The 21,985-nt window shown below is 58.7% G+C and carries 21 protein-coding genes and 1 pseudogene; 13 read left to right on the top strand and 9 right to left on the bottom strand.

Features of this window, described 5'->3' with window-relative positions; translation table 11 throughout:
- The first annotated feature begins 45 nt into the window (after window positions 1–45).
- The 11 genes and pseudogenes from nadD (at window position 46) to lipA (ending at window position 10,173) form a co-directional block, all read left to right on the top strand.
- Window positions 46–705 carry a nicotinate-nucleotide adenylyltransferase gene (nadD, locus tag RHM55_RS11700; protein ID WP_219062819.1) on the top strand — a complete coding sequence of 220 codons (660 nt, stop codon included), beginning with the start codon at window positions 46–48 and terminating at the stop codon, window positions 703–705.
- 58 nt (window positions 706–763) lie between these two features.
- Window positions 764–1,195 carry a ribosome silencing factor gene (gene rsfS / locus RHM55_RS11695; RefSeq protein WP_257604395.1) on the top strand — a complete coding sequence of 144 codons (432 nt, stop codon included), beginning with the start codon at window positions 764–766 and terminating at the stop codon, window positions 1,193–1,195.
- A 9-nt stretch (window positions 1,196–1,204) separates the two neighbouring features.
- Window positions 1,205–1,672 (top strand): 23S rRNA (pseudouridine(1915)-N(3))-methyltransferase RlmH, encoded by a 468-nt coding sequence (rlmH, locus tag RHM55_RS11690; protein WP_322182181.1) that lies wholly within the window; start codon window positions 1,205–1,207, stop codon window positions 1,670–1,672.
- Window positions 1,673–1,691: 19 nt separating this feature from the next.
- The gene (mrdA, locus tag RHM55_RS11685; protein ID WP_322182179.1) at window positions 1,692–3,587 is read left to right on the top strand and encodes a penicillin-binding protein 2; all 1,896 of its coding nucleotides are present in this window, start codon (window positions 1,692–1,694) and stop codon (window positions 3,585–3,587) included.
- 31 nt (window positions 3,588–3,618) lie between these two features.
- The gene (gene rodA / locus RHM55_RS11680; protein WP_322182881.1) at window positions 3,619–4,722 is read left to right on the top strand and encodes a rod shape-determining protein RodA; all 1,104 of its coding nucleotides are present in this window, start codon (window positions 3,619–3,621) and stop codon (window positions 4,720–4,722) included.
- 17 nt (window positions 4,723–4,739) lie between these two features.
- Window positions 4,740–5,750, top strand: coding sequence for a lytic murein transglycosylase B (gene mltB / locus RHM55_RS11675; protein ID WP_322182177.1), 1,011 nt, complete (start codon window positions 4,740–4,742; stop codon window positions 5,748–5,750).
- Window positions 5,750–6,753: pseudogene (locus tag RHM55_RS11670) on the top strand (septal ring lytic transglycosylase RlpA family protein). The gene mltB and the pseudogene RHM55_RS11670 overlap by 1 nt, the downstream one beginning before the upstream one ends.
- Window positions 6,754–6,987: 234 nt before the next feature.
- Window positions 6,988–8,148, top strand: a complete 1,161-nt coding sequence (locus tag RHM55_RS11665) for a D-alanyl-D-alanine carboxypeptidase family protein (RefSeq protein WP_322182175.1) — start codon at window positions 6,988–6,990, stop codon at window positions 8,146–8,148.
- Between the two features lie 80 nt (window positions 8,149–8,228).
- The gene (locus RHM55_RS11660) at window positions 8,229–8,504 is read left to right on the top strand and encodes a DUF493 domain-containing protein (RefSeq protein ID WP_219062680.1); all 276 of its coding nucleotides are present in this window, start codon (window positions 8,229–8,231) and stop codon (window positions 8,502–8,504) included.
- Window positions 8,504–9,151: a lipoyl(octanoyl) transferase LipB gene (gene lipB, locus RHM55_RS11655; RefSeq protein WP_322182172.1), complete on the top strand. Its 648-nt coding sequence runs from the start codon at window positions 8,504–8,506 to the stop codon at window positions 9,149–9,151. Before RHM55_RS11660 ends, lipB begins: the two co-directional genes overlap by 1 nt.
- A gap of 2 nt (window positions 9,152–9,153) precedes the next feature.
- A complete protein-coding gene (gene lipA / locus RHM55_RS11650) occupies window positions 9,154–10,173 on the top strand; it encodes a lipoyl synthase (protein ID WP_322182170.1) in 1,020 nt (339 codons plus the stop codon).
- A gap of 119 nt (window positions 10,174–10,292) precedes the next feature.
- On the opposite strand, the gene RHM55_RS11645 is transcribed toward lipA, so the two are convergent.
- From RHM55_RS11645 to leuS, 5 genes are all read right to left on the bottom strand, one after another.
- Complete coding sequence (locus RHM55_RS11645) at window positions 10,293–11,624, bottom strand: lytic murein transglycosylase (RefSeq protein WP_322182168.1); 1,332 nt, start codon at window positions 11,622–11,624, stop codon at window positions 10,293–10,295.
- Window positions 11,625–11,707: 83 nt separating this feature from the next.
- The gene (gene arfA, locus RHM55_RS11640; protein ID WP_219062677.1) at window positions 11,708–11,863 is read right to left on the bottom strand and encodes an alternative ribosome rescue factor ArfA; all 156 of its coding nucleotides are present in this window, start codon (window positions 11,861–11,863) and stop codon (window positions 11,708–11,710) included.
- Between the two features lie 112 nt (window positions 11,864–11,975).
- Complete coding sequence (holA, locus tag RHM55_RS11635) at window positions 11,976–13,013, bottom strand: DNA polymerase III subunit delta (RefSeq protein WP_322182165.1); 1,038 nt, start codon at window positions 13,011–13,013, stop codon at window positions 11,976–11,978.
- A gap of 42 nt (window positions 13,014–13,055) precedes the next feature.
- Window positions 13,056–13,661, bottom strand: coding sequence for an LPS assembly lipoprotein LptE (gene lptE, locus RHM55_RS11630; RefSeq protein WP_322182163.1), 606 nt, complete (start codon window positions 13,659–13,661; stop codon window positions 13,056–13,058).
- Between the two features lie 89 nt (window positions 13,662–13,750).
- Window positions 13,751–16,357 (bottom strand): leucine--tRNA ligase, encoded by a 2,607-nt coding sequence (gene leuS / locus RHM55_RS11625; protein ID WP_322182161.1) that lies wholly within the window; start codon window positions 16,355–16,357, stop codon window positions 13,751–13,753.
- 292 nt (window positions 16,358–16,649) lie between these two features.
- Between leuS and RHM55_RS11620 the strand changes: the two genes are divergently transcribed.
- Together RHM55_RS11620 and RHM55_RS11615 are read left to right on the top strand one after the other, a co-directional pair.
- A complete protein-coding gene (locus RHM55_RS11620) occupies window positions 16,650–16,997 on the top strand; it encodes a hypothetical protein (RefSeq protein ID WP_322182159.1) in 348 nt (115 codons plus the stop codon).
- A gap of 114 nt (window positions 16,998–17,111) precedes the next feature.
- Entirely contained in the window at window positions 17,112–17,873 is a 762-nt protein-coding gene (locus RHM55_RS11615) for a YdcF family protein (RefSeq protein ID WP_322182157.1), read from the top strand.
- Between the two features lie 97 nt (window positions 17,874–17,970).
- Here the strand turns inward: RHM55_RS11615 and lnt are convergent, their stop codons facing one another.
- The 4 genes from lnt to RHM55_RS11595 are packed head-to-tail and all read right to left on the bottom strand — an operon-like array spanning window position 17,971 to window position 21,861.
- Complete coding sequence (gene lnt, locus RHM55_RS11610; protein ID WP_322182155.1) at window positions 17,971–19,491, bottom strand: apolipoprotein N-acyltransferase; 1,521 nt, start codon at window positions 19,489–19,491, stop codon at window positions 17,971–17,973.
- A 9-nt stretch (window positions 19,492–19,500) separates the two neighbouring features.
- Complete coding sequence (locus RHM55_RS11605) at window positions 19,501–20,340, bottom strand: HlyC/CorC family transporter (RefSeq protein WP_219062670.1); 840 nt, start codon at window positions 20,338–20,340, stop codon at window positions 19,501–19,503.
- Between the two features lie 5 nt (window positions 20,341–20,345).
- Entirely contained in the window at window positions 20,346–20,846 is a 501-nt protein-coding gene (gene ybeY / locus RHM55_RS11600) for an rRNA maturation RNase YbeY (protein WP_322182152.1), read from the bottom strand.
- The gene (locus tag RHM55_RS11595; protein ID WP_219062668.1) at window positions 20,839–21,861 is read right to left on the bottom strand and encodes a PhoH family protein; all 1,023 of its coding nucleotides are present in this window, start codon (window positions 21,859–21,861) and stop codon (window positions 20,839–20,841) included. Before RHM55_RS11595 ends, ybeY begins: the two co-directional genes overlap by 8 nt.
- Window positions 21,862–21,985: the final 124 nt, after the last annotated feature.

Genomic DNA, 21,985 nt, shown 5'->3' with positions numbered 1-21,985 from the left:
GCCGATCCCGAAAAACCCGCTGCGCAGGTGCCACAGACGCCAGGCCTGCCCAGACGTATCGGTATGCTGGGCGGCACGTTCGACCCCGTGCACATCGGCCATTTGCGCAGTGCGCTGGAAGTCGCCGAGTTGCTGGGGCTTGATGAGTTACGCCTGACACCCAGTGCCAGGCCGCCTCATCGCGACATGCCAAGCGTCAGTGCGCAGCACCGACTAGCGATGGTCAAGTGCGCGGTGGCCGGTGTGCCTCCTTTGACGGTGGATGACCGAGAGCTGCAACGGGACAAACCGTCGTACACCATCGACACCCTGGAACTGATGCGGGCCGAGTTGGCCGCAGATGACCAGTTATTCCTGTTATTGGGTTGGGATGCCTTTTGCGGGCTACCGACCTGGCATCGCTGGGAAGAACTGCTGGAGCACTGCCATATCGTGGTGCTGCAACGCCCGGACGCCGACAGCGAGTCGCCTGACGCCATGCGTAACTTGCTGGCGGGGCGCGCAGTCAGCGATCCGAAGGCCCTGAAAGGGCCGGGTGGACACATTACATTCGTCTGGCAGACGCCGTTATCGGTGTCTGCCACCCAGATCCGCCAACTGCTGGCCAGCGGGAAGTCGGTACGTTTTCTGGTGCCAGACGCGGTACTGGCCTATATCGACGCGCACGGGCTGTACCATGCGCCGAACACTCAGGGGACCCTTTGAAACAGCCTCTCTAGATGGCGTTTCAGGTCCTCATACACACGAGCTGAATGAGTTTTTTATGACGAAGCAAAATAGCGAAATCCTGATCAAGCTGGCAACGGCTGCACTGGAAGACATCAAGGCCCAGGACATCCTGGCGATCGACGTGCGCGACAAGACCAGCATCACTGATTACATGCTCATCGCCACAGGTACCTCCAACCGCCACATCGCCTCGATGGTCGAGAACGTGCGCGACAAGGTCAAGGCTCAGGGCTTCAAGCCACTGGGTGAAGAAGGCAAGGGCGACAGCGATTGGGTTCTGTTGGACCTGGGCGACATCATCGTGCACGTAATGACCGCCAGCGCCCGTCAGTTCTACGACCTTGAGCGTCTGTGGCATGGTGCCGAGCAAAGCCGTGCAAGCCATGGCAGCCACGATGCGAACCCGTTTGACCCAATGGCAGCCGACAAAATGTCATTCGACAACACGCCGTCTGACAAAGAGTAAGGGGTTGCTGTGCGTCTGCGTTTGATCGCTGTCGGTTCGCGCATGCCAAAGTGGGTGGAAGAAGGTTGGCATGAATACGCCAAGCGTATGCCATCCGAACTGGCGCTCGAACTGGTGGAAATTCCGCTCAATACCCGGGGCAAGAATGCCGACGTGGCGCGCTTCATCCGTCAGGAAGGCGAAGCCATGCTGGCAAAAGTGCAGCCGGGCGAGCGTATCGTCACCCTCGAAGTGCACGGTAAACCGTGGAGCACCGAGCAATTGGCGGTCGAACTCAATCGCTGGCGCCTGGATTCGCGCACGGTGAATCTCATGGTCGGTGGCCCGGAAGGGCTGGCGCCGGAGGTTTGCGCGCGTAGCGAACAACGCTGGTCGTTGTCCCCGCTGACCTTGCCGCATCCACTCGTGCGCATCCTCATTGGTGAGCAGATGTATCGCGCCTGGACTGTTCTGTCCGGGCACCCTTATCACAAGTAGTCGTGTGAACACGCCCTAAATGTCCCAGCCGATTCGCCTCAAGGACCATGAGAAAGATGCCCGCCTAGTGCGCGGCAGAGTCGTGGTCGGGGCTGTGGCGGTGGTGGTGTTGGTGTGCGTGCTGATTGCGCGGCTGTATTTCCTGCAGGTCATCCAGTACGAGTATCACTCGACCCTGTCGGAGAACAACCGGGTTCATGTTCAGCCGATTCCGCCACCCCGTGGGTTGATCTACGACCGCAATGGGGTGGTCGTCGCCGATAATCGGGCCAGTTTCAGCTTGAGCATGACCCGCGAGCGTTCTGGCGACTGGGAGCAGGTGCTGGACGTCATTGTCAGCGTGCTGGAATTGACGCCTGATGATCGGGTGCTGTTCGAGAAGCGCATGAAGCAGGGGCGACGGCCATTCGAGCCGGTGCCCATTCTGTTTGAGCTGACTGAAGAGCAAATTGCCCGCGTTGCCGTCAACCAGTTCCGTCTGCCCGGCGTTGAGGTGGTTGCGCAGCTGGTTCGCCACTATCCGCAGGGTGCGCACTTCGCGCACTCGGTGGGTTACATGGGGCGGATCAACGAGAAAGAGCTCAAGGTGCTCGACCCGGTCAATTACAGCGGCACCCACCATATCGGCAAAACCGGCATCGAGCGTTTCTACGAGCCGGAGCTGCATGGTCAGGTGGGCTACGAAGAAGTTGAAACCAACGCCCGCGGGCGAGTATTGCGTGTGCTCAAGCGCACCGATCCTTCGCCAGGCAAAGACATCGTCCTGAGCCTCGACATCAAACTGCAGGAAGCCGCCGAAATTGCATTGGCCGGGCGTCGCGGTGCGGTGGTCGCGCTTGATCCGCGTACTGGCGAAGTGCTGGCGATGGTCAGTCAGCCGAGTTTCGACCCTAACCTGTTTGTCACCGGCATCAGTTTTAAAGCCTATGCCGAGCTGCGGGACTCCATTGACCGGCCCTTGTTCAACCGTATTCTGCGTGGCTTGTACCCGCCGGGTTCGACGATCAAACCGGCTGTTGCTATCGCCGGGCTAGACAGTGGCGTCGTCACGGCATCCACTCGGGTGTTTGACCCGGGCTATTACCAATTGCCGAACTACGACCACAAATATCGCAACTGGAACCGCACGGGCGATGGCTGGGTCGATCTGGACACGGCGATCATGCGCTCCAACGACACCTACTTTTACGACCTGGCGCACAAGCTCGGCATCGACCGGCTGTCGTCGTACCTGAACAAGTTCGGGATCGGGCAGAAGGTGTCGCTGGACATGTTCGAAGAGTCGCCAGGCTTGATGCCGTCGCGAGACTGGAAGCGGATTACCCGGCGTCAGGCCTGGTTTCCTGGCGAGACGCTGATCCTCGGTATCGGTCAGGGCTATATGCAGGCGACCCCGCTGCAACTGGCGCAAGCGACCGCACTGGTGGCCAACAAGGGCAAGTGGAATCGTCCGCACCTGGCAAAAACCATCGAGGGCTTGCCGCCGGTAGACGCAAACCCGATGCCGGACATCGTGCTGCGTGACGCCTCGGACTGGAACAAGGTCAATCACGGCATGCAACAAGTGATGCACGGCGCCCGTGGTACTGCGCGCAAGGCTGCGATCGGTTCGCAATACCGAATTGCCGGCAAAAGCGGTACCGCTCAAGTGGTGGCAATCAAGCAGGGTGAGAAGTATGACCGCTCCAAGATTCAGGAGCGTCACCGTGACCATGCCCTGTTCGTCGGCTTCGCCCCGGCGGATAACCCGAAAATAGTCGTGGCAGTGATGGTGGAGAACGGCGAGTCCGGTTCTGGCGTCGCGGCCCCCGTGGTCCGCCAGGTGATGGATGCCTGGTTGCTTGGCCCGGACGGTTTGCTCAAACCTGAGTACGCCAGCACCTCAAATGCGGAGGCTTCGGCCCGTGAAGAGTAATTTCGACCGCATCCTTTCCAGCGAGGACGTGATGCGCCGTCGCGCCAGTTTCCTCCAGCGCATTCATATCGATGGGCCGCTGCTGATCCTGTTGCTGACCCTGGCCGCCGGCAGTTTGTTCGTGCTGTATTCGGCCAGTGGCAAGAATTGGGATCTGCTGATCAAGCAGGCGACCTCCTTTGGTATCGGCCTGGTGTCGATGTTCATCATCGCGCAGCTCGAGCCGCGTTTCATGGCGCGCTGGGTACCGGCCGCCTACGTAGTGGGGCTGATGCTGCTGGTGGTGGTGGACGTCATGGGCCACAACGCCATGGGCGCGACCCGCTGGATCAACATCCCCGGCGTCATTCGCTTCCAGCCTTCCGAATTCATGAAAATCATCATGCCGGCGACCATCGCCTGGTACCTGGCCAAGCACACGTTGCCGCCGCACTTGAAGCACGTGGCCTTGAGCCTGGGGCTGATCGGTCTTCCGTTCATCCTTATCGTGCGCCAGCCGGACCTGGGCACTTCTTTGCTGATCCTGGCGTCGGGTACGTTTGTACTGTTCATGGCCGGCCTGCGCTGGCGCTGGATCATTGGTGTGCTCACCGCAGCCGTGCCGGTGGCGGTCGGCATGTGGTTTTTCTTCATGCACGACTACCAGAAACAACGAATCCTGACGTTCCTCGACCCGGAAAGTGACCCGCTGGGCACTGGCTGGAACATCATTCAGTCCAAGGCGGCGATTGGTTCTGGCGGCGTATTTGGCAAGGGCTGGTTGCTGGGTACGCAGTCGCACCTGGACTTTTTGCCGGAAAGCCACACCGACTTTATTATTGCTGTGTTGGGTGAAGAGTTTGGCTTGGTGGGTATTTGCGCCCTGTTGCTGATCTATGTTCTGTTGATCGGTCGAGGGCTGGTGATCACCGCTCAAGCTCAGACGCTGTTTGGCAAATTGTTGGCCGGTAGCCTGACAATGACGTTTTTTGTTTACGTTTTCGTCAACATCGGTATGGTCAGTGGCCTGTTGCCGGTTGTAGGTGTCCCATTGCCATTCATTAGCTATGGCGGAACCTCGCTGGTAACACTGTTGTCAGCGTTTGGGGTTTTGATGTCGGTCCATACCCATCGTAAGTGGATCGCACAGGTTTGATTAAGGTGAACAACTCAATGCAAGTAATGCGTAGCTGGGCTGCTCGATATGCTCCGTTGGTCGGCCTGGTGGGCATCCTTGGTTCAGTGCAGGAGGCGGCCGCAGGCGATTACGACGGCTCGCCGCAAGTGGCTGAGTTCGTCGGCGAAATGACCCGCGACTATGGGTTTGCCGGTGAACAGCTCATGGCTGTTTTTCGCGAAGCAGAACGTAAACAGGCCATTCTCGACGCAATTTCTCGTCCGGCCGAACGGGTAAAACAATGGAAGGACTACCGGCCGATTTTCGTCACTGATGCGCGTATTGCGCGTGGCGTGGACTTCTGGCGTCAACACGAAGCGGTCCTTGCACGTGCCGAGCAGGAGTACGGCGTACCGGCACAAGTCATCGTTTCGATCATCGGCGTGGAAACGTTTTATGGTCGCAATACCGGCAACTACCGCGTAATAGACGCCTTGTCGACGTTGGGCTTCGACTATCCGCCGCGTGCCGACTTCTTCCGCAAGGAGCTGCGCGAGTTCCTGATGCTGGCCCGTGAAGAGCAAGTCGACCCCCTGACGCTTAAAGGCTCGTACGCCGGTGCTATGGGATTGCCGCAGTTCATGCCCAGCAGCTTTCGGGCGTATGCCGTGGATTTCGACGGTGATGGCCACATCAATATCTGGACCGATCCGGACGATGCGATCGGTAGCGTTGCCAGCTATTTCAAACGTCACGGTTGGGTCGCGGGCGAGCCGGTTGTGAGCCTGGCGACGGTGCGCGGTGAGCATGCCGACGAAGGTTTGAGCCCTGGAATCGATCCGGTAAAGAATGTTGGGGAGTTGCGAGCGTTGGGGTGGTCGAGTCATGATGCGCTGCGCGATGATATGCCGGTGACCGCTTTCCGGCTCGATGGTGAAAATGGCCCTGAATACTGGATGGGCCTGAAGAATTTTTATGCAATCACGCGCTACAACCGCAGTGTGATGTACGCCATGGCCGTGCATCAACTGTCTGAACTGCTGGTCCAAGCACGGGGCGTCAAGTAATGCGGGCATTGCCGATTCGCAAACCACTAAAGTTCCTGGCCTTCGCAGCCTTGACCATCCTGGTGGCCAGCTGTTCGACCAGCCGCTCGCCACAGAGTACGGCTGTGCGTTCGGCCCCAGGTCTGGATATCAACCGTGCGCACAAAGATGGTGCGCCGTGGTGGGATGTCGATGTCTCGCGGATTCCGGATGCAGTGCCGACCCTGCATAACGGTCCGTACAAGGCCAACCCCTACACCGTGCTGGGCAAGACCTATTTCCCGTTGTCTGACTCCAAGCGCTACGTAGCATCGGGAACCGCGTCCTGGTATGGCACCAAGTTTCACGGCCAGGACACGGCCAACGGTGAAAAGTACGACCTGTACGGCATGAGTGCCGCCCACAAGACGTTACCGTTGCCCAGCTATGTTCGCGTGACCAACCTGGACAATAACAAGAGCGTGATCCTGCGGGTCAATGACCGTGGGCCATTCTATTCCGACCGGATTATCGACCTGTCCTACGCGGCCGCTAAAAAGCTCGGTTACGCCGAAATCGGTACTGCGCGGGTCAAGGTTGAAGGTATCGACCCCCAGGAATGGTGGGCGCAGCGCGGACGTCCAGCGCCGCTGATGCTTGAACAACCGCAAGTCATCGCCCAGGCTGCGCCGCCTGCCTTTACGGCTTCCACTGGAACGGTCGAGCAATATACGCCACCGCCCCAGCAGCACGCTGTGGCAGTTCCGGCCATGCAAATTGATGCAAAAAAAACGCTTCCGCACAAGCCTCTGGGCTGTATCTCCAGGTGGGCGCTTTCGCCAACCCGGACGCTGCGGAACTCCTGAGGTCGAAGTTGAGCGGGATGGTGCAAACTCCAGTGTTCGTCAGCTCGACAGTACGCAGTCAGCAAACGCTGTATCGGGTGCGGATGGGCCCGATAGACACTCAGGGTGAAGCCCAGCAATTACAAGCCAGCGTCCGGTCGGCCAATCTTGGCCAGCCGAGCGTGGTGACGTCGGATTAATAATTCAACCCGGGTTGGTTCAGGGTTGATGTGCAGTTGTTTGGCCGACGGTGACTTGCCGACAGAGCAAGCGATACATGCAACTGTTCACAGGGCAGCCTGATCAATCAGGCTGTTTTGTAAGCCAGGGGTAATGCCTGGCGTCGCAGACCGGATGAAAACGTCATTTTTTCGCCAGTCAGATTAGCTTTGCCCGCGAGGGCATGTTTGCCCATTAGCAATTTCGAGAGACGGATGAACATCACCACCTTTGCAAAACGCCTGTGCCTGCTAGTCCCGCTTATCATCGCCCCTGCCGCCTGGGCGGCTGAACAGATGATGCCATCGCCGCCGCAACTGGCCGCCAAAGCCTACGTGCTCATGGACGCCTCCAGCGGTAACGTTCTGGTCGAGAATAACGGCGACCAGCGTTTGGCACCCGCAAGCCTGACCAAGCTGATGACGGCTTACATTGCGACCCTGGAAATCCGTCGCGGCCAGATCGGTGAAAACGATCCAGTGACCGTCAGCGAGAACGCCTGGCGCACCGGCGGTTCGCGGATGTTCATCAAAGTGGGCACCCAGGTTACTGTCAGCGATCTGCTGCACGGCATCATCATCCAGTCGGGCAACGACGCCAGCGTCGCGCTCTCCGAGCACATTGCCGGCAGCGAAGATGCTTTCGCCGACATGATGAACAAAACCGCCGGCGACCTTGGTATGTCCAACAGCCACTTCATGAACCCGACCGGTCTGCCAAACCCGGAGCATTACTCGTCGGCCCATGACATGGCCGTGCTGGCACGCGCGATCATCCATGAAGACCCTGCTCACTATGCGATCTACTCGCAGAAAGAGTTTTTCTGGAACGGCATCAAACAGCCTAACCGCAACCTGCTGTTGTGGCGTGACAAGACCGTTGATGGTCTGAAAACCGGTCACACCGACGAAGCGGGTTACTGCATGGTGTCCTCGGCAGTACGTGATGGTATGCGTCTGATCGCTGTGGTGTTTGGCACCAACAGTGAACAGGCTCGTGCGGCTGAGACTCAAAAGCTGCTGACTTACGGTTTCCGCTTCTTTGAAACCCAGACGTTCTATCAGAAGGGCACTGAGCTGGCTCAGGCCGCTGTCTGGAAAGGCGTCGAGCATCAAGTCAAAGCCGGTCTGGCTGATGACCTGACCATGACATTGCCTAAAGGCCAATTGAAAAAGCTGGCCGCAAGTATGACTATGAATCCACAGCTGGTTGCACCTATCGCCAAGGGCGACGTGATCGGTAAAGTTGAAGTGAAAATGGACGACAAAATCGTGCACACTTCCGACCTTATCGCCCTCGACGCTGTCGACCAGGGTGGAATCTTCCGTCGCGTGTGGGACAGCATCCGCCTGTTCTTCTACGGTTTGTTCAACTGATATTGCCGACCGGCGTGCACCGGCTCTGACCCAGAGCGCGGTGCGTGCCGCTCGTCACGGCTTACGAGGCCGTTACTGCCATGACTGATACCGACGTAAAGTCGCATAAAATCGAATTTCCCTGCCTCGACTACCCGATCAAGGTGATCGGCGATACCGGCGTAGGTTTCACTGCCCTTGTGATCGAGACGTTGGCCAAGCACGCCACGCTCGATATCGCCACGCTCGCCGAGCGTCAAAGCAGCAATGGCAAATACACCACCGTACAGCTGCACATCACCGCGACTGGCGAAGAACAATTGCGCGATATCAATAGTGCATTGCGCGCTACGGGTTTCGTGCACATGGTGCTCTGATGTCCGGCAGCCTGGGCTTCCGTGACCTGGGTCTGGTCGCTTACGAGCCGGCCTGGCACGCCATGCAACGTTTCACCGACGAGCGTGCTCGCGAGGTGGGTGACGAGGTCTGGCTGGTGCAGCACCCTCCTGTGTTTACCCAAGGTCAGTCAGGCAAAGCCGAACACTTGTTGCTGCCGGGTGATATTCCGGTGGTACAGGTCGATCGTGGTGGTCAAGTGACCTATCATGGGCCCGGCCAACTGGTCGCCTACCTGATGCTGGATGTACGGCGTCTGGGGTTCGGGGTGCGCGAACTGGTCACCCGGATCGAGCACAGCCTGATTGCACTGTTGGCCAGCTACGGCGTAACAGCGGTAGCGAAAGCGGATGCGCCGGGTGTCTATGTCGATGGAGCGAAAATCGCCTCCCTCGGCCTGCGGATTCGCAACGGTTGCTCATTCCACGGCCTGGCGCTGAATGTGGACATGGACCTTGAGCCGTTTCGACGGATTAATCCCTGCGGGTATGCGGGGCTGGCAATGACCCAGCTACGCGATCATGCAGGCCCGATTGAATTTGCCGAGGTAAGTGCCCGGCTGCGTGCGCAGCTCGTCAAACACCTCGACTATGCTGAGCAGACGACCCTAACGGGCGGAATCGACTGACTATGACTATTGCGACTGACACTGCGCCAACCCTGATCCCGACGCTCGACATCGCTGAGCATGCGGCCCGTCCGAAAGTGGAAGCCGGCGTGAAGCTGCGCGGCGCGGAAAAAGTCGCGCGGATTCCGGTGAAGATCATTCCGACCGTCGACTTGCCGAAAAAGCCCGACTGGATTCGTGTACGTATCCCGGTTTCTCCCGAAGTAGACCGCGTCAAACAACTGCTGCGTAAGCACAAGCTGCACAGCGTATGCGAAGAGGCATCCTGCCCGAACCTGGGCGAATGCTTCTCCGGTGGCACCGCGACCTTCATGATCATGGGTGATATCTGCACCCGTCGTTGCCCGTTCTGTGACGTTGGCCACGGCCGACCGAAAGCCCTGGACGTCGACGAGCCGAAAAACCTGGCCGTTGCCATCGCCGATCTGCGCCTCAAGTACGTGGTGATCACCTCGGTTGACCGGGATGACCTGCGTGACGGCGGTGCCCAGCACTTTGCCGATTGCATTCGTGAAATTCGCCTGTTGTCGCCAAACGTCAAGCTAGAGACCCTGGTCCCGGACTACCGTGGGCGCATGGACATCGCGCTGGAAATCACGGCTGCAGAGCCGCCAGATGTGTTCAACCACAACCTGGAAACCGTGCCGCGCCTGTACAAGGCTGCGCGTCCGGGGTCGGATTACCAGTGGTCGCTGACCTTGCTGCAACGCTTCAAGGAGATGGTCCCGCACGTACCGACCAAATCCGGCTTGATGCTGGGTCTGGGCGAAACCAACGAGGAAGTCATCGAAGTCATGCAGCGTATGCGTGAACACAATATCGACATGCTGACTCTAGGCCAGTACCTGCAACCGTCGCGCAGCCACTTGCCAGTGGAGCGCTTCGTGCACCCCGATGTCTTCGCCTGGTTTGCTGAAGAAGGCTACAAAATGGGCTTCAAGAACGTCGCCTCAGGCCCTCTGGTGCGTTCTTCGTACCATGCCGATGAGCAAGCGGGTGCCGCTATCAAGGCCATGATCTGAGGCGAATAGCCTTCGATGCGTTAGCCTGAAAGCAAAACGGGTCGGACAGTGATGTCCGACCCGTTTTTTTATGTGGCTACCGCTGAGACTTACGCGAATACATCCGCTGCCGCCGTGCGTTACGGCTTGCGCAGGTTGTCCAGCAGCTCATGAGTCGGGTAACCGTCGGCCGGCCAGCCGAACGACTGTTGCGCGCTACGGATTGCTTTGCGCGTATTGGCACCGATGATGCCGTCAGACGCGCCGGCGTCGTACTGCCGTGATGACAGCAGGGTTTGCAGCTCAATGCGCTCAGAGCGGCTCAGAGGAAGGTCTCCGCGCGGCCAATCGCCCAGTACATAGCCGCCGCCGTTGAAGCGCTCGGACAGCAGGCCGATGGCCATGGCGTAGGACGACGAGTTGTTGTACTTGAGGATCGTGCGGAAGTTATCCAGCACCAGAAATGCCGGGCCTCTGTAACCCGCTGGCAATAGCAGGGCGGCCTGTAGTTGCGCGACGTTGGTGGGCAGGGCGCTGCCGCTCGGTAGCTTCAGCCCCATCTGCTGCCATTCGGCTACGATTTTGCGTGTTGAGGCATCGGCCAGCGCGTAGTCAAAGCCTTGCGTCAGTTTGACTTCAAACCCCCATGGCTGACCTTTTTGCCAGCCCGAGCTTTGCAGGTAGTGAGCTGTCGAGGCCAGGGCGTCGGCCGGGGTATTCCATATATCGCGACGACCGTCGCCATCGAAGTCCACGGCATAGGTGTTATACGTGGTGGGGATGAACTGCGTCTGGCCCATGGCACCCGCCCACGAACCGAGCATGTTTTCGGGTGCGATATCGCCGTGCTGAAGAATTTCCAGCGCCGCCAGCAACTGGCTTTGCGCAAAGCCTGGACGACGGCCTTCGTAGGCCAGCGTCGCAAGCGAGCGAATCACCGATTGTGTGCCCTGGAACTGGCCAAAGCTGCTTTCCATGCCCCAGATCGCGACAAGTGCCTGGCGGTCTACGCCATAGCGTTGCTCGATGCTTTGCAACACATCGGCGTATTGCGTGAGTAAGGCCTGACCTTTGCGCACGCGCACCGCAGACATGGCGCCGTCCAGGTATTCCCAGACAGGGCGAGTGAACTCGGGCTGACTGCGGTCAAATTTGACCACGGTCATGTCCGGCACGACGCCGGCAAAGGCTCTGTCGAAAATATCGGCCCGGATGCCAGCCTTCAACGCTTCGCTTCGGAAACCGGCTTCCCAATCGCTGAAGCTCATGGTGGGCTGAAAATCGAACTCGCTATCGCCAGGCGGATTGGCGGGCGGGCTCGCAGGCAAAGCGGCGGCCGCAGGGGTGTTAGCGACTTGAAGAGGCGTGGCGTCTGCTGCGGTCGGTTTTTCCGCGCAGGCGACTAACAGGATGAAGCTGGAGGCGGTGATCAGTTGGCGAAAATGCCAACGACGGGAAAAACTAGAGGGCATGCTTGGGTCCAGGGTATTACCGACAAACGCAGACCTTATCATGCCTGTACGTTCGAAGGGGCCTTGGCAAGGCTGGCTAAGGTTCAGGCGGCCAGAAAGTAAGAAGCCTCCCAGCTTTTAGACTGGAAGGCTTCGCGGCGGTAGCTGCCTTTGCCCTTGCCGGCGGGTTCCTGACGACTGCGGAACAACGGCTGGGCGATGATGGACTTGGCCTTGTTGGGCCTGGACGGCTTGCTCATGGCGGATACTCTCTCAGTGGGGGTTGAATCGATGCAAATCATCCGCTTGACGGAGGGATCTGTCTAATAGATGTCTGCTATCGCGCAAGCCAGCGCCTGCAGGGATCTGGATTTACTCAGCAGGCAAATTCAGCCGCTGTCCGGCCATCAACAATGCCAGTCGGCTCAAGCTGCTCCAGGCAGAACCGGCGGCCTGGCCCTTGATTTGTGCGTCGATGCGTTGAGCATCCATCAGCAGTTGGCCCCAGCGCTCTGCGGAGTAGCGTTGCAGGGCTTTGCTCATCAGCGGCTTGCGCTTGTCCCAGATCGGCGGGCGGGCCTGGCTGAAGGCCTTGTCCAGTGGGATGCCCTGGCTGAACTGCAACGCCAGGTTGGCCAGCACCCGCAGTTCGCGACACAGTGCCCAAAGAATCACCGGCGTTTCCACCCCTTCGCCACGCAGGCCTTCAAGCATGCGCAGCGCATGGGCGGCTTCGCCGTTGAGAATGGCATCGGTCAAACCGAAAACATCGAAACGTGCACTGTCGGCCACAGCCCCTTGCACGGTTTCGACGGTTATCTGACCACCGTCGGCCATCAGTTTGAGCTTTTCGATTTCCTGAGCCGCGGCCAGCAAGTTGCCTTCGACCCTGGCGGCGATCAGTTCGATCGCATCCTGGCTGGCCGTCAAGCCGGCCTGTGACAGGCGCTGGCGAATCCACTGCGGCAACTGGCTGGCATCCACCGGCCAGATTTGCACGAACTGCGTGTGTGGACCCTCAACCAGTGCCTTGCCCCACTTGGTTTTTTGCGCGCTACCGTCGAGTTTTGGCAGGCTGATCAACAGGATCGTATCTTCGGCCGGGCGCGAGCAATACTCGATCAACGCCGCCGCGCCTTTGTCACCGGGCTTGCCCGAAGGCAAGCGGAGTTCCAGCAGACGCTTTTGCGCGAACAATGACATGCTGGCGCCCGCCTGCAACAGCGTGCCCCAATCAAAACTGGCATCGGCGCTGAACACTTGGCGTTCGTCAAAGCCTTGCAGGCGTACGGCTGCGCGGATGGCGTCTGCCGCGTCCTGGCACAGCAACGGATCATCGCCGCTGACGACATACACCGGGGCAAGGTTGCCCTGGAGGTGTTTGCCGAGTTGGGCTGGAGTGAGCTTCATAGGTCAGAAGATGCCGGAGCCAGCGAACCGGCCCCGCGGCATTTATCGGGAAGGGATTTCAATAGGTGACTGTCGAGGTGTCTCGTTTTCGATCCTCTGCGCAGCTTCCAGGGCATCAGCATCTGCTTTTGCTTTGTTGTCTGCGGTCTGCTGCAGTTGCTCCAATTGGGTAGGCGTCAGCAGTTGCAGACGAACCATCATGTTCTGGACGAGCTGGTTGCGCATCTCTTTACGAACCTGCGCCATTTCCTGATCAGAGCCCATCAAGTTGTTGCCGTCATGCACGTAGACTTTCTGCACTTGCAGTTTGCCGTCCAGCAGCGACAGATCGTGAGCGCCATGGATCTGATAGTTGAGCTGGGTGGTCATTTCATATTCGGCCGAACCTGACGCGCCGGTGTAGCTGAGGGAGCGCTGCGATTCGTTTTCATCAACCAGAATCAGTTTGTACGGGGCACCCGAATGAATCCTCACGCCGCTGCCTTCCAGCGTCTGACGCAACTGAGTCACGATTTCGCCGTAAGCGTTACGCGCAGACAGATCGATCTCTTTGATCGTCAGCTGGTTAGTACCCGTGCCACGCAGCTGGAAACCACAGGCGCCCAGTAACAGGGCGAGACCCATCACCAGCAAATTGCGTTTGATCATTTGATGCTCCCCTTGAATCCGTAGGGGCCGACGTTGCGTCCCCTGAAAGTTGTGTTCAGCGCCCGATCGATACCGGGCGCTTGATGCCATTAGCTTGCGACGATATTGACCAGCTTGCCAGGGACCACGATCACTTTGCGGATCGTCAGGCCTTCGGTGAAACGCAGCACGTTTTCATTGATGCGCGCCGCTGCTTCGACTTCTTCTCGAGTAGCACTGGCAGGCATTTCGATCTGTCCACGCAGCTTGCCGTTGACCTGTATGACCAATAGCAGGCTGTCCTGCACCAGCGCAGTCTGATCCAGTACCGGCCAGCCAGCGTCTATGATTGCGCCGCTGTGACCCAAGTGGCCCCACAGTTCATGGCTGATGTGCGGGGTGATCGGGGCCAGCAGCAGGGCGACGGTTTCCAGACCTTCTTGGAGCAGTGCGCGGTCCTGTTCGGTCGTGTGCGGGGCTTTTTCCAGCACGTTCATCAACGTCATCACCTGAGCGATGGCCGTGTTGAATTTTTGGTGCTGGCCGACGTCCTGACTGGCGTTTTTGATGGCCAGGTGAATCGCGCGGCGAATGACTTTCTGCTCGTCGCTTAAGGCGGCGATGGCAAGTTTGACCGTTGAACCCAGGCTGACATGGGCCTGCGCCAGACGCCAGACCCGACGCAAGAACCGGTGTGAACCTTCGACGCCCGAGTCGGACCATTCCAGGCTCATGTCGGGTGGCGAGGCAAACATCATGAACAGACGGCAGGTATCGGCGCCGTACTGATCGATCATCGACTGCGGATCGACGCCATTGTTCTTCGACTTGGCCATCTTCTCGGTGCCGCCGATTTCGACTGGCTGGCCGTCGCTGATCAGTGTGGCGCCGATGATCTTGGCTTTGCTGTCACGCACGAGCTCGACATCGGCCGGGTTGAACCAGGTCTTGCTGCCGTTGGCCTCAAGTCGATAGTACGTTTCGGCGATGACCATGCCTTGGGTCAGCAGGTTTTTGAACGGTTCGTTAGAGCTGACGAGGCCTTCATCGCGCATCAACTTGTGGAAGAAGCGCGCATACAGCAGGTGCAGGATCGCGTGTTCGATGCCGCCGATGTACTGATCCACCGGCAACCAGTGGTTGGCTGCTTCCAGGTCGACCATGCCACCTTCATAGTGTGGCGAGGCATAGCGAGCGTAATACCACGAGGACTCGACGAAGGTGTCCATGGTGTCGGTTTCGCGTTTTGCCGGTGCACCGCATTTAGGGCAGGTGCATTCGTAGAACTCAGGCATGCGCGCCAACGGCGAACCGGCGCCATCGGGCACTACGTCTTCTGGCAATACAACCGGCAACTGGTCTTCGGGGACCGGTACGTCACCGCAGGTATCGCAATGCACGATCGGGATCGGGCAGCCCCAGTAGCGCTGACGGCTGATGCCCCAGTCGCGCAGGCGGAACTGTGTGCGCGATTGACCGAGGTTCTTTTTCTGCAGGGCGACTTCAATGGCGTCGAAGGCGCCTGCGAAATCCAGCCCGTCGAAAATGCCGGAGTTGATCAGTTCGCCGTGTTCGCCATACGCGTCCTGCCACGGTGCAGGCGTTTCATCGCCAGCGCTGGTGCGCACAACAGCCTTGATCGGCAGGTTGTACTGGGTGGCGAACTCGAAATCGCGCGCGTCGTGAGCCGGGACGGCCATTACGGCGCCATCGCCGTAATGCATCAATACGTAGTTGGCGACCCACACCGGCAATTTTTCGCCAGTCAGTGGGTGTTCGACGAATAGCGAGGTCGGCAAACCTTTTTTCGCCTGGGTGGCGATGTCCGCTTCCGCGACACTGCCACTTTTGCATTCGTGGATGAACGCTTGCAGCTCAGGATTACCTTTCGCCGCCAGGGTCGCCAAGGGGTGTTCTGCTGCAACAGCGACATAGGTCGCGCCCATCAGGGTGTCCGGACGGGTCGTAAACACCTTCAGTGCGCCTGCTTCACCAATCGAAGCCTGGTGATACGGGAATTGCACTTCCATGCCACGGGATTTGCCAATCCAGTTGCGCTGCATGGTTTTGACTTGCTCAGGCCAGCCCGGCAACTCGTCGAGTCCTTCCAGCAACTCTTCCGCGTACGCAGTGATTTTGAAGTAGTACATCGGGATTTCGCGCTTCTCGATCAGCGCACCGGAACGCCAGCCGCGGCCATCGATCACTTGCTCGTTGGCCAGTACGGTCTGGTCCACCGGGTCCCAGTTGACGGTGCCGTTCTTGCGGTAGATCACGCCTTTTTCGAACAGGCGAGTGAACAGCCATTGTTCCCAGCGGTAGTAATCGGGTTTGCAGGTGGTGATTTCACGCGACCAGTCAACGCCTAGGCCCAGGCTTCGCAGCTGGGTTTTCATGTAGGCGATGTTTTCGTAGGTCCACTTGGCCGGGGCCACGTTGTTTTTCATCGCGGCGTTTTCCGCCGGCATGCCGAACGCGTCCCAACCCATGGGTTGCAAGACATTTTTGCCCTGCATGCGCTGGTAGCGGGCGATCACGTCACCGATGGTGTAGTTGCGCACATGACCCATGTGCAGCTTGCCGCTGGGGTAAGGGAACATCGACAGGCAATAAAAAGTATCTTTGCCTGGCTGTTCACTGACTTCAAAGGATTTTTGCTCGTCCCAAAAGGTTTGGGCGGCGGCTTCGATTTCGCGGGGCTGATAGAGTTCGTGCATGGCTACTTTTTACTAAAAAGGGGTGACCTTAACCTCTTCGTTGCAACTCTGAATCGGTCGGCACCGCTTGCCGGAAGATTGAGACTGCCTGTGCGGTGCGTTCGGGCTCAAGAGAGCGGGAAGTGGAATTACAGGAAGCGCCGTAGCATACATGAGCGCCGACTATCGAGGGAAACCCTGATTGCTTCGTCGGTGCCCTCCGAGGCCGTTGGTCGCGGCACCGGGCTGAATCGGAGAGCAGCGCTAAGCTGTTGAATGAGGGTGCATGTTTTATCTTCAATGAGGTGAGCGGATGGCAGAGTTGCAGCAAACAGCAGTAAAACCCGAGCTATACGACCGCTTGATTAATCGTCTGGGGATCGCTCTGGATGTGGCCAAAACAGCAGTTTGGCTTCGTGATGAAGTACCTGTTGATCTGGAATTACGTGGTCTGAGTCTTGCTGAATTCGAGTTGATCGAAGCCTATCTGGACTCGGGCGCTTTTGGTTTTAAGGCTGATGATGTGTGGAGGAGTTCTTCTCCTGCACCGGAGCTTGAAGGGTCGATTTCGACGCCGCGTCGTTCAGCCGAGGTCATCTGGTTGAAGGATAAAAAGCGCGACAAGGTTTCGACAAAGGTTAAATCGTTGTCTTTCAGGTGATTGTGATAGTCAGCAACCGTTACACGTTAGCCTGCGCAGGCTGCGGGCCTGCTTGATAAGCATTGTTGCTTAGCGTTATTCCTTCTAGGCTTTGAGCATCTCTGGAGATGCTCAATGCCTATTCGATACTTGCTCAAACAATTGCTCCTGCCGCCGGGCATTCTTTTGCTCCTGCTTTTGCTTGCCTGGTGGTTTCGTCGTTCTCGCCCGCGCCTCGCCGGGCTGTTCTTCGTTCTGGGTTTTGTCGGGTTGTGGGTGATGAGCCTGCCGATTGCTGTGGAGTGGGCGGCGCGCGGGCTTGAGCAAGAGCCACCGTTGGCGCAAGCCCAATGGGCGACCCTTGGGCAACAGGCCGATGCCATTGTTGTGTTGGGTTCCGGGCGTGAGCGCAAAGACCTTACGTGGGGCAGCGACATCCCTACCGGCCTGGCACTTGAACGCATGCGCTTTGCTGCACGTTTGTCGAAAGACTCAGGGCTGCCGATTTTGACCACCGGCGGCCTGCACTACGACGAACCGCCAAGTGAAGCGGCGATCATGGCGGACTCGTTGCAAAATGACTTTGGCGTTACCGTGCGCTGGCAAGAAGGGCTCAGCCGGACCACGTGGGAAAACGCCACGATGACCGCTGCGGTGTTGCAACCGTTGGGGATCAAACGGGTGGTGCTGGTGACCCAGGCCTGGCACATGCCAAGGGCGCGCTGGAGTTTCGAACAGGCTGGTTTTACGGTGATCAGTGCGCCAGTGGGGTTTGTTGGCGTAGACAATGCCCGGCCGTTCAAAGGCTGGCTGCCAGAGAGCAAAGCGGTTTGGCAGAGTGGGTTGTTGCTCAATGAGGCGGTGGGTTTGTTGATGTATCCGTTGGTGTATCGGTAGGGCTGGATGTGCTTCTGGTCCGGCCTGGCCATGACGACGCCTTCGCGGATGAATCTACTCCCACAGCGCAGTTCGGCTGTGGGAGCACCGTAGAGCGTTAGACTGTCTTGGCAATCCGACCGGCCAACAAGGCCCAGCCAAACAGGAATACACAGAAAATCGTCAACGGCCACGAACGCCAGCGCAGGTAGGGCGTCAGTTCGTGCATCGGCACTACGTCGCCATACAAAATCCCCTGCTGGAACTGCGGGATGGTCGCGGTGATCTTGCCGAACGGGTTGATTAGTCCACTCACGCCGTTGTTGGTGGCGCGGATCATCCAGCGCCCAGCCTCAAGTGCTCGCATCTGCGCCATCTGCAAATGCTGCAGTGGGCCGATTGAGGTGCCGAACCACGTGTCATTACTGACGGTCAGCAGCAATTCGCTTTGGGCGGCCAGGCCAGCGGCGAACTCGGGGTAGACCACTTCGTAGCAGATGTACGGTGCGATTTGGTAGCCCTTGGCTTGCAGCAGCGCCTGATCGCTTGGTCCGCGAGCAAAGTCCGACATCGGCAGATTGAAGAAGGTGATCAGTCCGCGCAGAAGGTCCTGCAAGGGTACATATTCACCAAACGGCACCAGCTTCTGCTTCAGGTACGTACCGTCACCCTCGCCGGCCACGGTGATCGCGTTGTAGTAGTGGTACTCGCCGTGTCCGCCTCGCTGGCGAAGCGGCACGCCGGTGATCAGTGCAGAGTCGCGATCAGCCGCAAATCTGCCCAGCATTGTAAGGAAGCCTTCCGCCGACTCCTTCAGCACCGGAATCGCAGTCTCTGGCCAGATGATCAGGTCCGCACGTCTGGAACGGAACGTCATGTCGCGGTAGAGGGCCAATTGTGCGTTTAACTGCGCCGGGTCCCACTTCATGCTTTGTTCAACGTTGCCCTGAATCGCTGCAACGCTCAATGGTGGGCCCGCCGGTGAGGTCCATTCGTGGTTTTTCAGGGCAAGGCTCAGTGCCCATGGTGCCAATAACAGCAGCACGCCAGCACCGAGAAACGCTTTGCGCGCCCGCAGCCGTGGCAGGTTGCACAGCAGGGCGGCGGTCAGCGCCAGGGTAAAGGAGACCAGCCACATACCGCCCATCGGGGCAAGGCCGGACAGAGGGCCGTCAAGCTGGCTGTAGCCGGAGTAAAGCCAAGGGAATCCGGTCAGGAACCAGCCGCGAAAGGCTTCCTGGGCCAGCCACAGCGCGGCGAAGGCCAGGGCATCGGCCAGCGGCGCTTCATTGCGCCGAATCCAGCGCGTCCAGATCCAGGCGGGCAGGGCGAAGAACAGGGCGATGGCTGCGATGAACGCCAGCATCAGAAAACCGGCCAGCAGCGCCGACGCTTCGCCATAGGTGTGGATGCTGACGTAGATCCAGCTGGTGCCTGCGCCGAACAAGCCGAAGCCATAGCACCAGCCACGGCCCAAGGCCTGGCGGGGATTCACTTCACGCAAACCAAGGTAAAAAACGACCAGTGATACGAGGGCCAATGGCCAGATATCAAAAGGCGCCAGGGCCAGGGTGGTAATCGCGCCGGCCGCCATGGCCAGCAGGTTACCGGGCCAGCCGGGGCGGGTGATCCAGCGCATTTACATTCCTTAGCGGGAGATGGGACTCAAGCGTAACAAGTGGATGCGACGGCTGTCGGCATTGAGGATACGGAAGCGATACGCACCGATTTCCGTGGTTTCATTGCGCTTTGGCAAGTGACCGAACGCACTCATCACCAGACCGCCAACCGTATCGAATTCATCGTCGGAGAACTCGCTGTCGAAGAACTCGTTGAAGCTGTCGATGGGGGTCAGGGCCTTGACCAGGAAGTCGCCGCTGGGCAGCGGTTTGATATAGCTGTCTTCCTCGACATCGTGTTCGTCCTCGATATCGCCGACGATCTGTTCCAACACGTCTTCGATGGTCACCAGACCGGCCACGCCGCCGTATTCGTCGATGACGATGGCCATGTGGTTGTGGTTGGCGCGGAACTCACGCAGCAGCACGTTCAGACGCTTGGACTCAGGCACGAACGTCGCCGGGCGCAGCAGGTTGGTGATGCTTTCGTTTTCGCCGTTTTCCTTGAGGATCAGCGGCAGCAAGTCCTTGGCGAGCAACACCCCGAGAACGTCATCGTGGCTTTCGCCGATCACCGGATAGCGCGAGTGCGCGGCGTCGATGACGGCTGGGAGAAACTCACGAGGGGTCTGGGTCGCCTTGATGCTGATCATCTGCGAACGCGGCACCATGATGTCGCGCACTTGCAGGTCAGCCACTTGAATGGCGCCTTCGACGATGGCCAGCGCTTCGCTGTCCAATAGCTTGTTCTGGTGGGCTTCGCGCAGGAGTTCAAGCAGCTCCTGGCGGTTTTTCGGCTCGTGGGCAAAAGCTTGGGTGATTTTCCCCAGCCATGACTTTTGCCCGGTGCTCGATCGGTCTTCGCTCATAGCCCTTACTCGTGGTCCTTGCTGGTTGTCTCTGGATGATGATGGTCAGTGGTTTCGTCGTCGGCGTAAGGATCGGGGTAGCCCAGTTCCTCAAGCAACGTTCGTTCCAGTGCTTCCATTTCTTCGGCTTCGGCATCGTCTATGTGGTCGTAACCCAGCAGATGCAGGCAGCCGTGAATGACGAGATGCGCCCAGTGGGCGTCGAGTGTCTTGCCCTGTTCGGCCGCTTCGCGAACCACCACAGGTACACAAATCACCAGATCGCCGAGCAGCGGAATATCCAGGAACTCGTCAGGCACATCGGCGGGAAAGGACAACACGTTGGTCGCGTAGTCCTTGTGGCGCCAGGTGTGATTGAGTTCGCGGCCTTCAGCTTCGTCGACCAGGCGAATGGTCAGCTCCGAATCAGCGCTGCGTTGACGTAATGCCAGTTCACACCATTGGCGGAACTGGTTTTCGTTAGGGGCAGGCGCTTCACTGGCAAGTTGCAGGTCCAGCTCAAGCATCGCGGCGATTGTCCCTGTTGGAGGAGGCTCTGGCCGGCGGCTCGTCGCTGAAGCGATCTTCGAAGCGCTCATAGGCCTCGACAATGCGCTGCACCAACGGGTGGCGTACCACATCCTTGGGCTTGAAGTGGGTGAAGCTGATGCCCGGCACGTCTTTCAACACATCGATGACATGGTTCAGACCCGACTTGGTGCCCTTGGGCAAGTCGACCTGAGTGATGTCGCCGGTGATGACGGCCGTGGAGCCGAAGCCGATGCGGGTCAGGAACATCTTCATCTGTTCGACGGTGGTGTTCTGGCTTTCGTCGAGAATGATGAAGCAGTTATTGAGCGTGCGACCGCGCATGTAGGCCAGCGGCGCAACTTCGATCACCTGACGTTCGATCAGCTTGGCGACGTATTCGAAACCGAGCATTTCATACAGCGCGTCATACAACGGGCGCAGGTACGGGTCGATTTTCTGTGCCAGATCGCCGGGCAGGAAGCCGAGCTTTTCGCCCGCTTCGACCGCCGGGCGCACCAGCAGGATGCGTCGAATCTGCTCGCGCTCCAGTGCGTCCACCGCGCAGGCAACCGCAAGATAAGTCTTGCCTGTACCTGCAGGGCCGATGCCGAAGTTGATGTCGTTGCTCAGAATCTCTTTGACGTAACGCTGCTGATTCAAGCCGCGCGGGCGAATCATGCCCTTTTTCGTGCGCAAGGCTACGCCGACTTCGGCAGCAGGGTGGTTGTCCAGTTCGTCTACGCCCGATTCCTGGAGGAACAGGTGAACCATGTCTGGCGACAGATCCGTACCTTGGGTTTCCCGGTACAGACGGCGCAGCAGGTTTTCGGCAGAAGTGGTGTGTTTAAGTTCGCCAATCAATTCGAATTGATTACCGCGATTGCGGATTTCGATATCCAGGCGTTGTTCGATCAAGCGCAAATGCTCGTCGAGCTGCCCGCACAGATTTGCGAAGCGATGGGCCTCAAAAGGTTCGAGGATGAAACGATGAGGTGCTATGGGTGCGTTCAAGGTCGTTTTTAGCCGCCCTATGGCAATGGAGATGGGATCAAGGATAACCCCACTCACTTAGGTACGAAAGCTCTGACTTACTAATGGTGGTTGGGTCGATTAACGCGCACCGCAAAACTATAGG

Source organism: Pseudomonas sp. MH9.2, from assembly GCF_034353875.1.
GTDB lineage: Bacteria > Pseudomonadota > Gammaproteobacteria > Pseudomonadales > Pseudomonadaceae > Aquipseudomonas.
This window is presented reverse-complemented; position numbering and strand designations above follow the sequence as displayed.

Excerpts from the sequence above, each read along its gene's own strand:
- rsfS (WP_257604395.1), top strand. The coding sequence starts at position 764 with ATGACGAAGCAAAATAGCGAAATCCTGATCAAGCTGGCAACGGCTGCA.
- mrdA (WP_322182179.1), top strand. The coding sequence starts at position 1,692 with ATGTCCCAGCCGATTCGCCTCAAGGACCATGAGAAAGATGCCCGCCTA.
- rodA (WP_322182881.1), top strand. The coding sequence starts at position 3,619 with ATGCGCCGTCGCGCCAGTTTCCTCCAGCGCATTCATATCGATGGGCCG.
- mltB (WP_322182177.1), top strand. The coding sequence starts at position 4,740 with ATGCAAGTAATGCGTAGCTGGGCTGCTCGATATGCTCCGTTGGTCGGC.
- RHM55_RS11665 (WP_322182175.1), top strand. The coding sequence starts at position 6,988 with ATGAACATCACCACCTTTGCAAAACGCCTGTGCCTGCTAGTCCCGCTT.
- RHM55_RS11660 (WP_219062680.1), top strand. The coding sequence starts at position 8,229 with ATGACTGATACCGACGTAAAGTCGCATAAAATCGAATTTCCCTGCCTC.
- lipB (WP_322182172.1), top strand. The coding sequence starts at position 8,504 with ATGTCCGGCAGCCTGGGCTTCCGTGACCTGGGTCTGGTCGCTTACGAG.
- lipA (WP_322182170.1), top strand. The coding sequence starts at position 9,154 with ATGACTATTGCGACTGACACTGCGCCAACCCTGATCCCGACGCTCGAC.
- RHM55_RS11645 (WP_322182168.1), bottom strand. The coding sequence starts at position 11,624 with ATGCCCTCTAGTTTTTCCCGTCGTTGGCATTTTCGCCAACTGATCACC.
- arfA (WP_219062677.1), bottom strand. The coding sequence starts at position 11,863 with ATGAGCAAGCCGTCCAGGCCCAACAAGGCCAAGTCCATCATCGCCCAG.
- holA (WP_322182165.1), bottom strand. The coding sequence starts at position 13,013 with ATGAAGCTCACTCCAGCCCAACTCGGCAAACACCTCCAGGGCAACCTT.
- lptE (WP_322182163.1), bottom strand. The coding sequence starts at position 13,661 with ATGATCAAACGCAATTTGCTGGTGATGGGTCTCGCCCTGTTACTGGGC.
- leuS (WP_322182161.1), bottom strand. The coding sequence starts at position 16,357 with ATGCACGAACTCTATCAGCCCCGCGAAATCGAAGCCGCCGCCCAAACC.
- RHM55_RS11620 (WP_322182159.1), top strand. The coding sequence starts at position 16,650 with ATGGCAGAGTTGCAGCAAACAGCAGTAAAACCCGAGCTATACGACCGC.
- RHM55_RS11615 (WP_322182157.1), top strand. The coding sequence starts at position 17,112 with ATGCCTATTCGATACTTGCTCAAACAATTGCTCCTGCCGCCGGGCATT.
- lnt (WP_322182155.1), bottom strand. The coding sequence starts at position 19,491 with ATGCGCTGGATCACCCGCCCCGGCTGGCCCGGTAACCTGCTGGCCATG.
- RHM55_RS11605 (WP_219062670.1), bottom strand. The coding sequence starts at position 20,340 with ATGAGCGAAGACCGATCGAGCACCGGGCAAAAGTCATGGCTGGGGAAA.
- ybeY (WP_322182152.1), bottom strand. The coding sequence starts at position 20,846 with ATGCTTGAGCTGGACCTGCAACTTGCCAGTGAAGCGCCTGCCCCTAAC.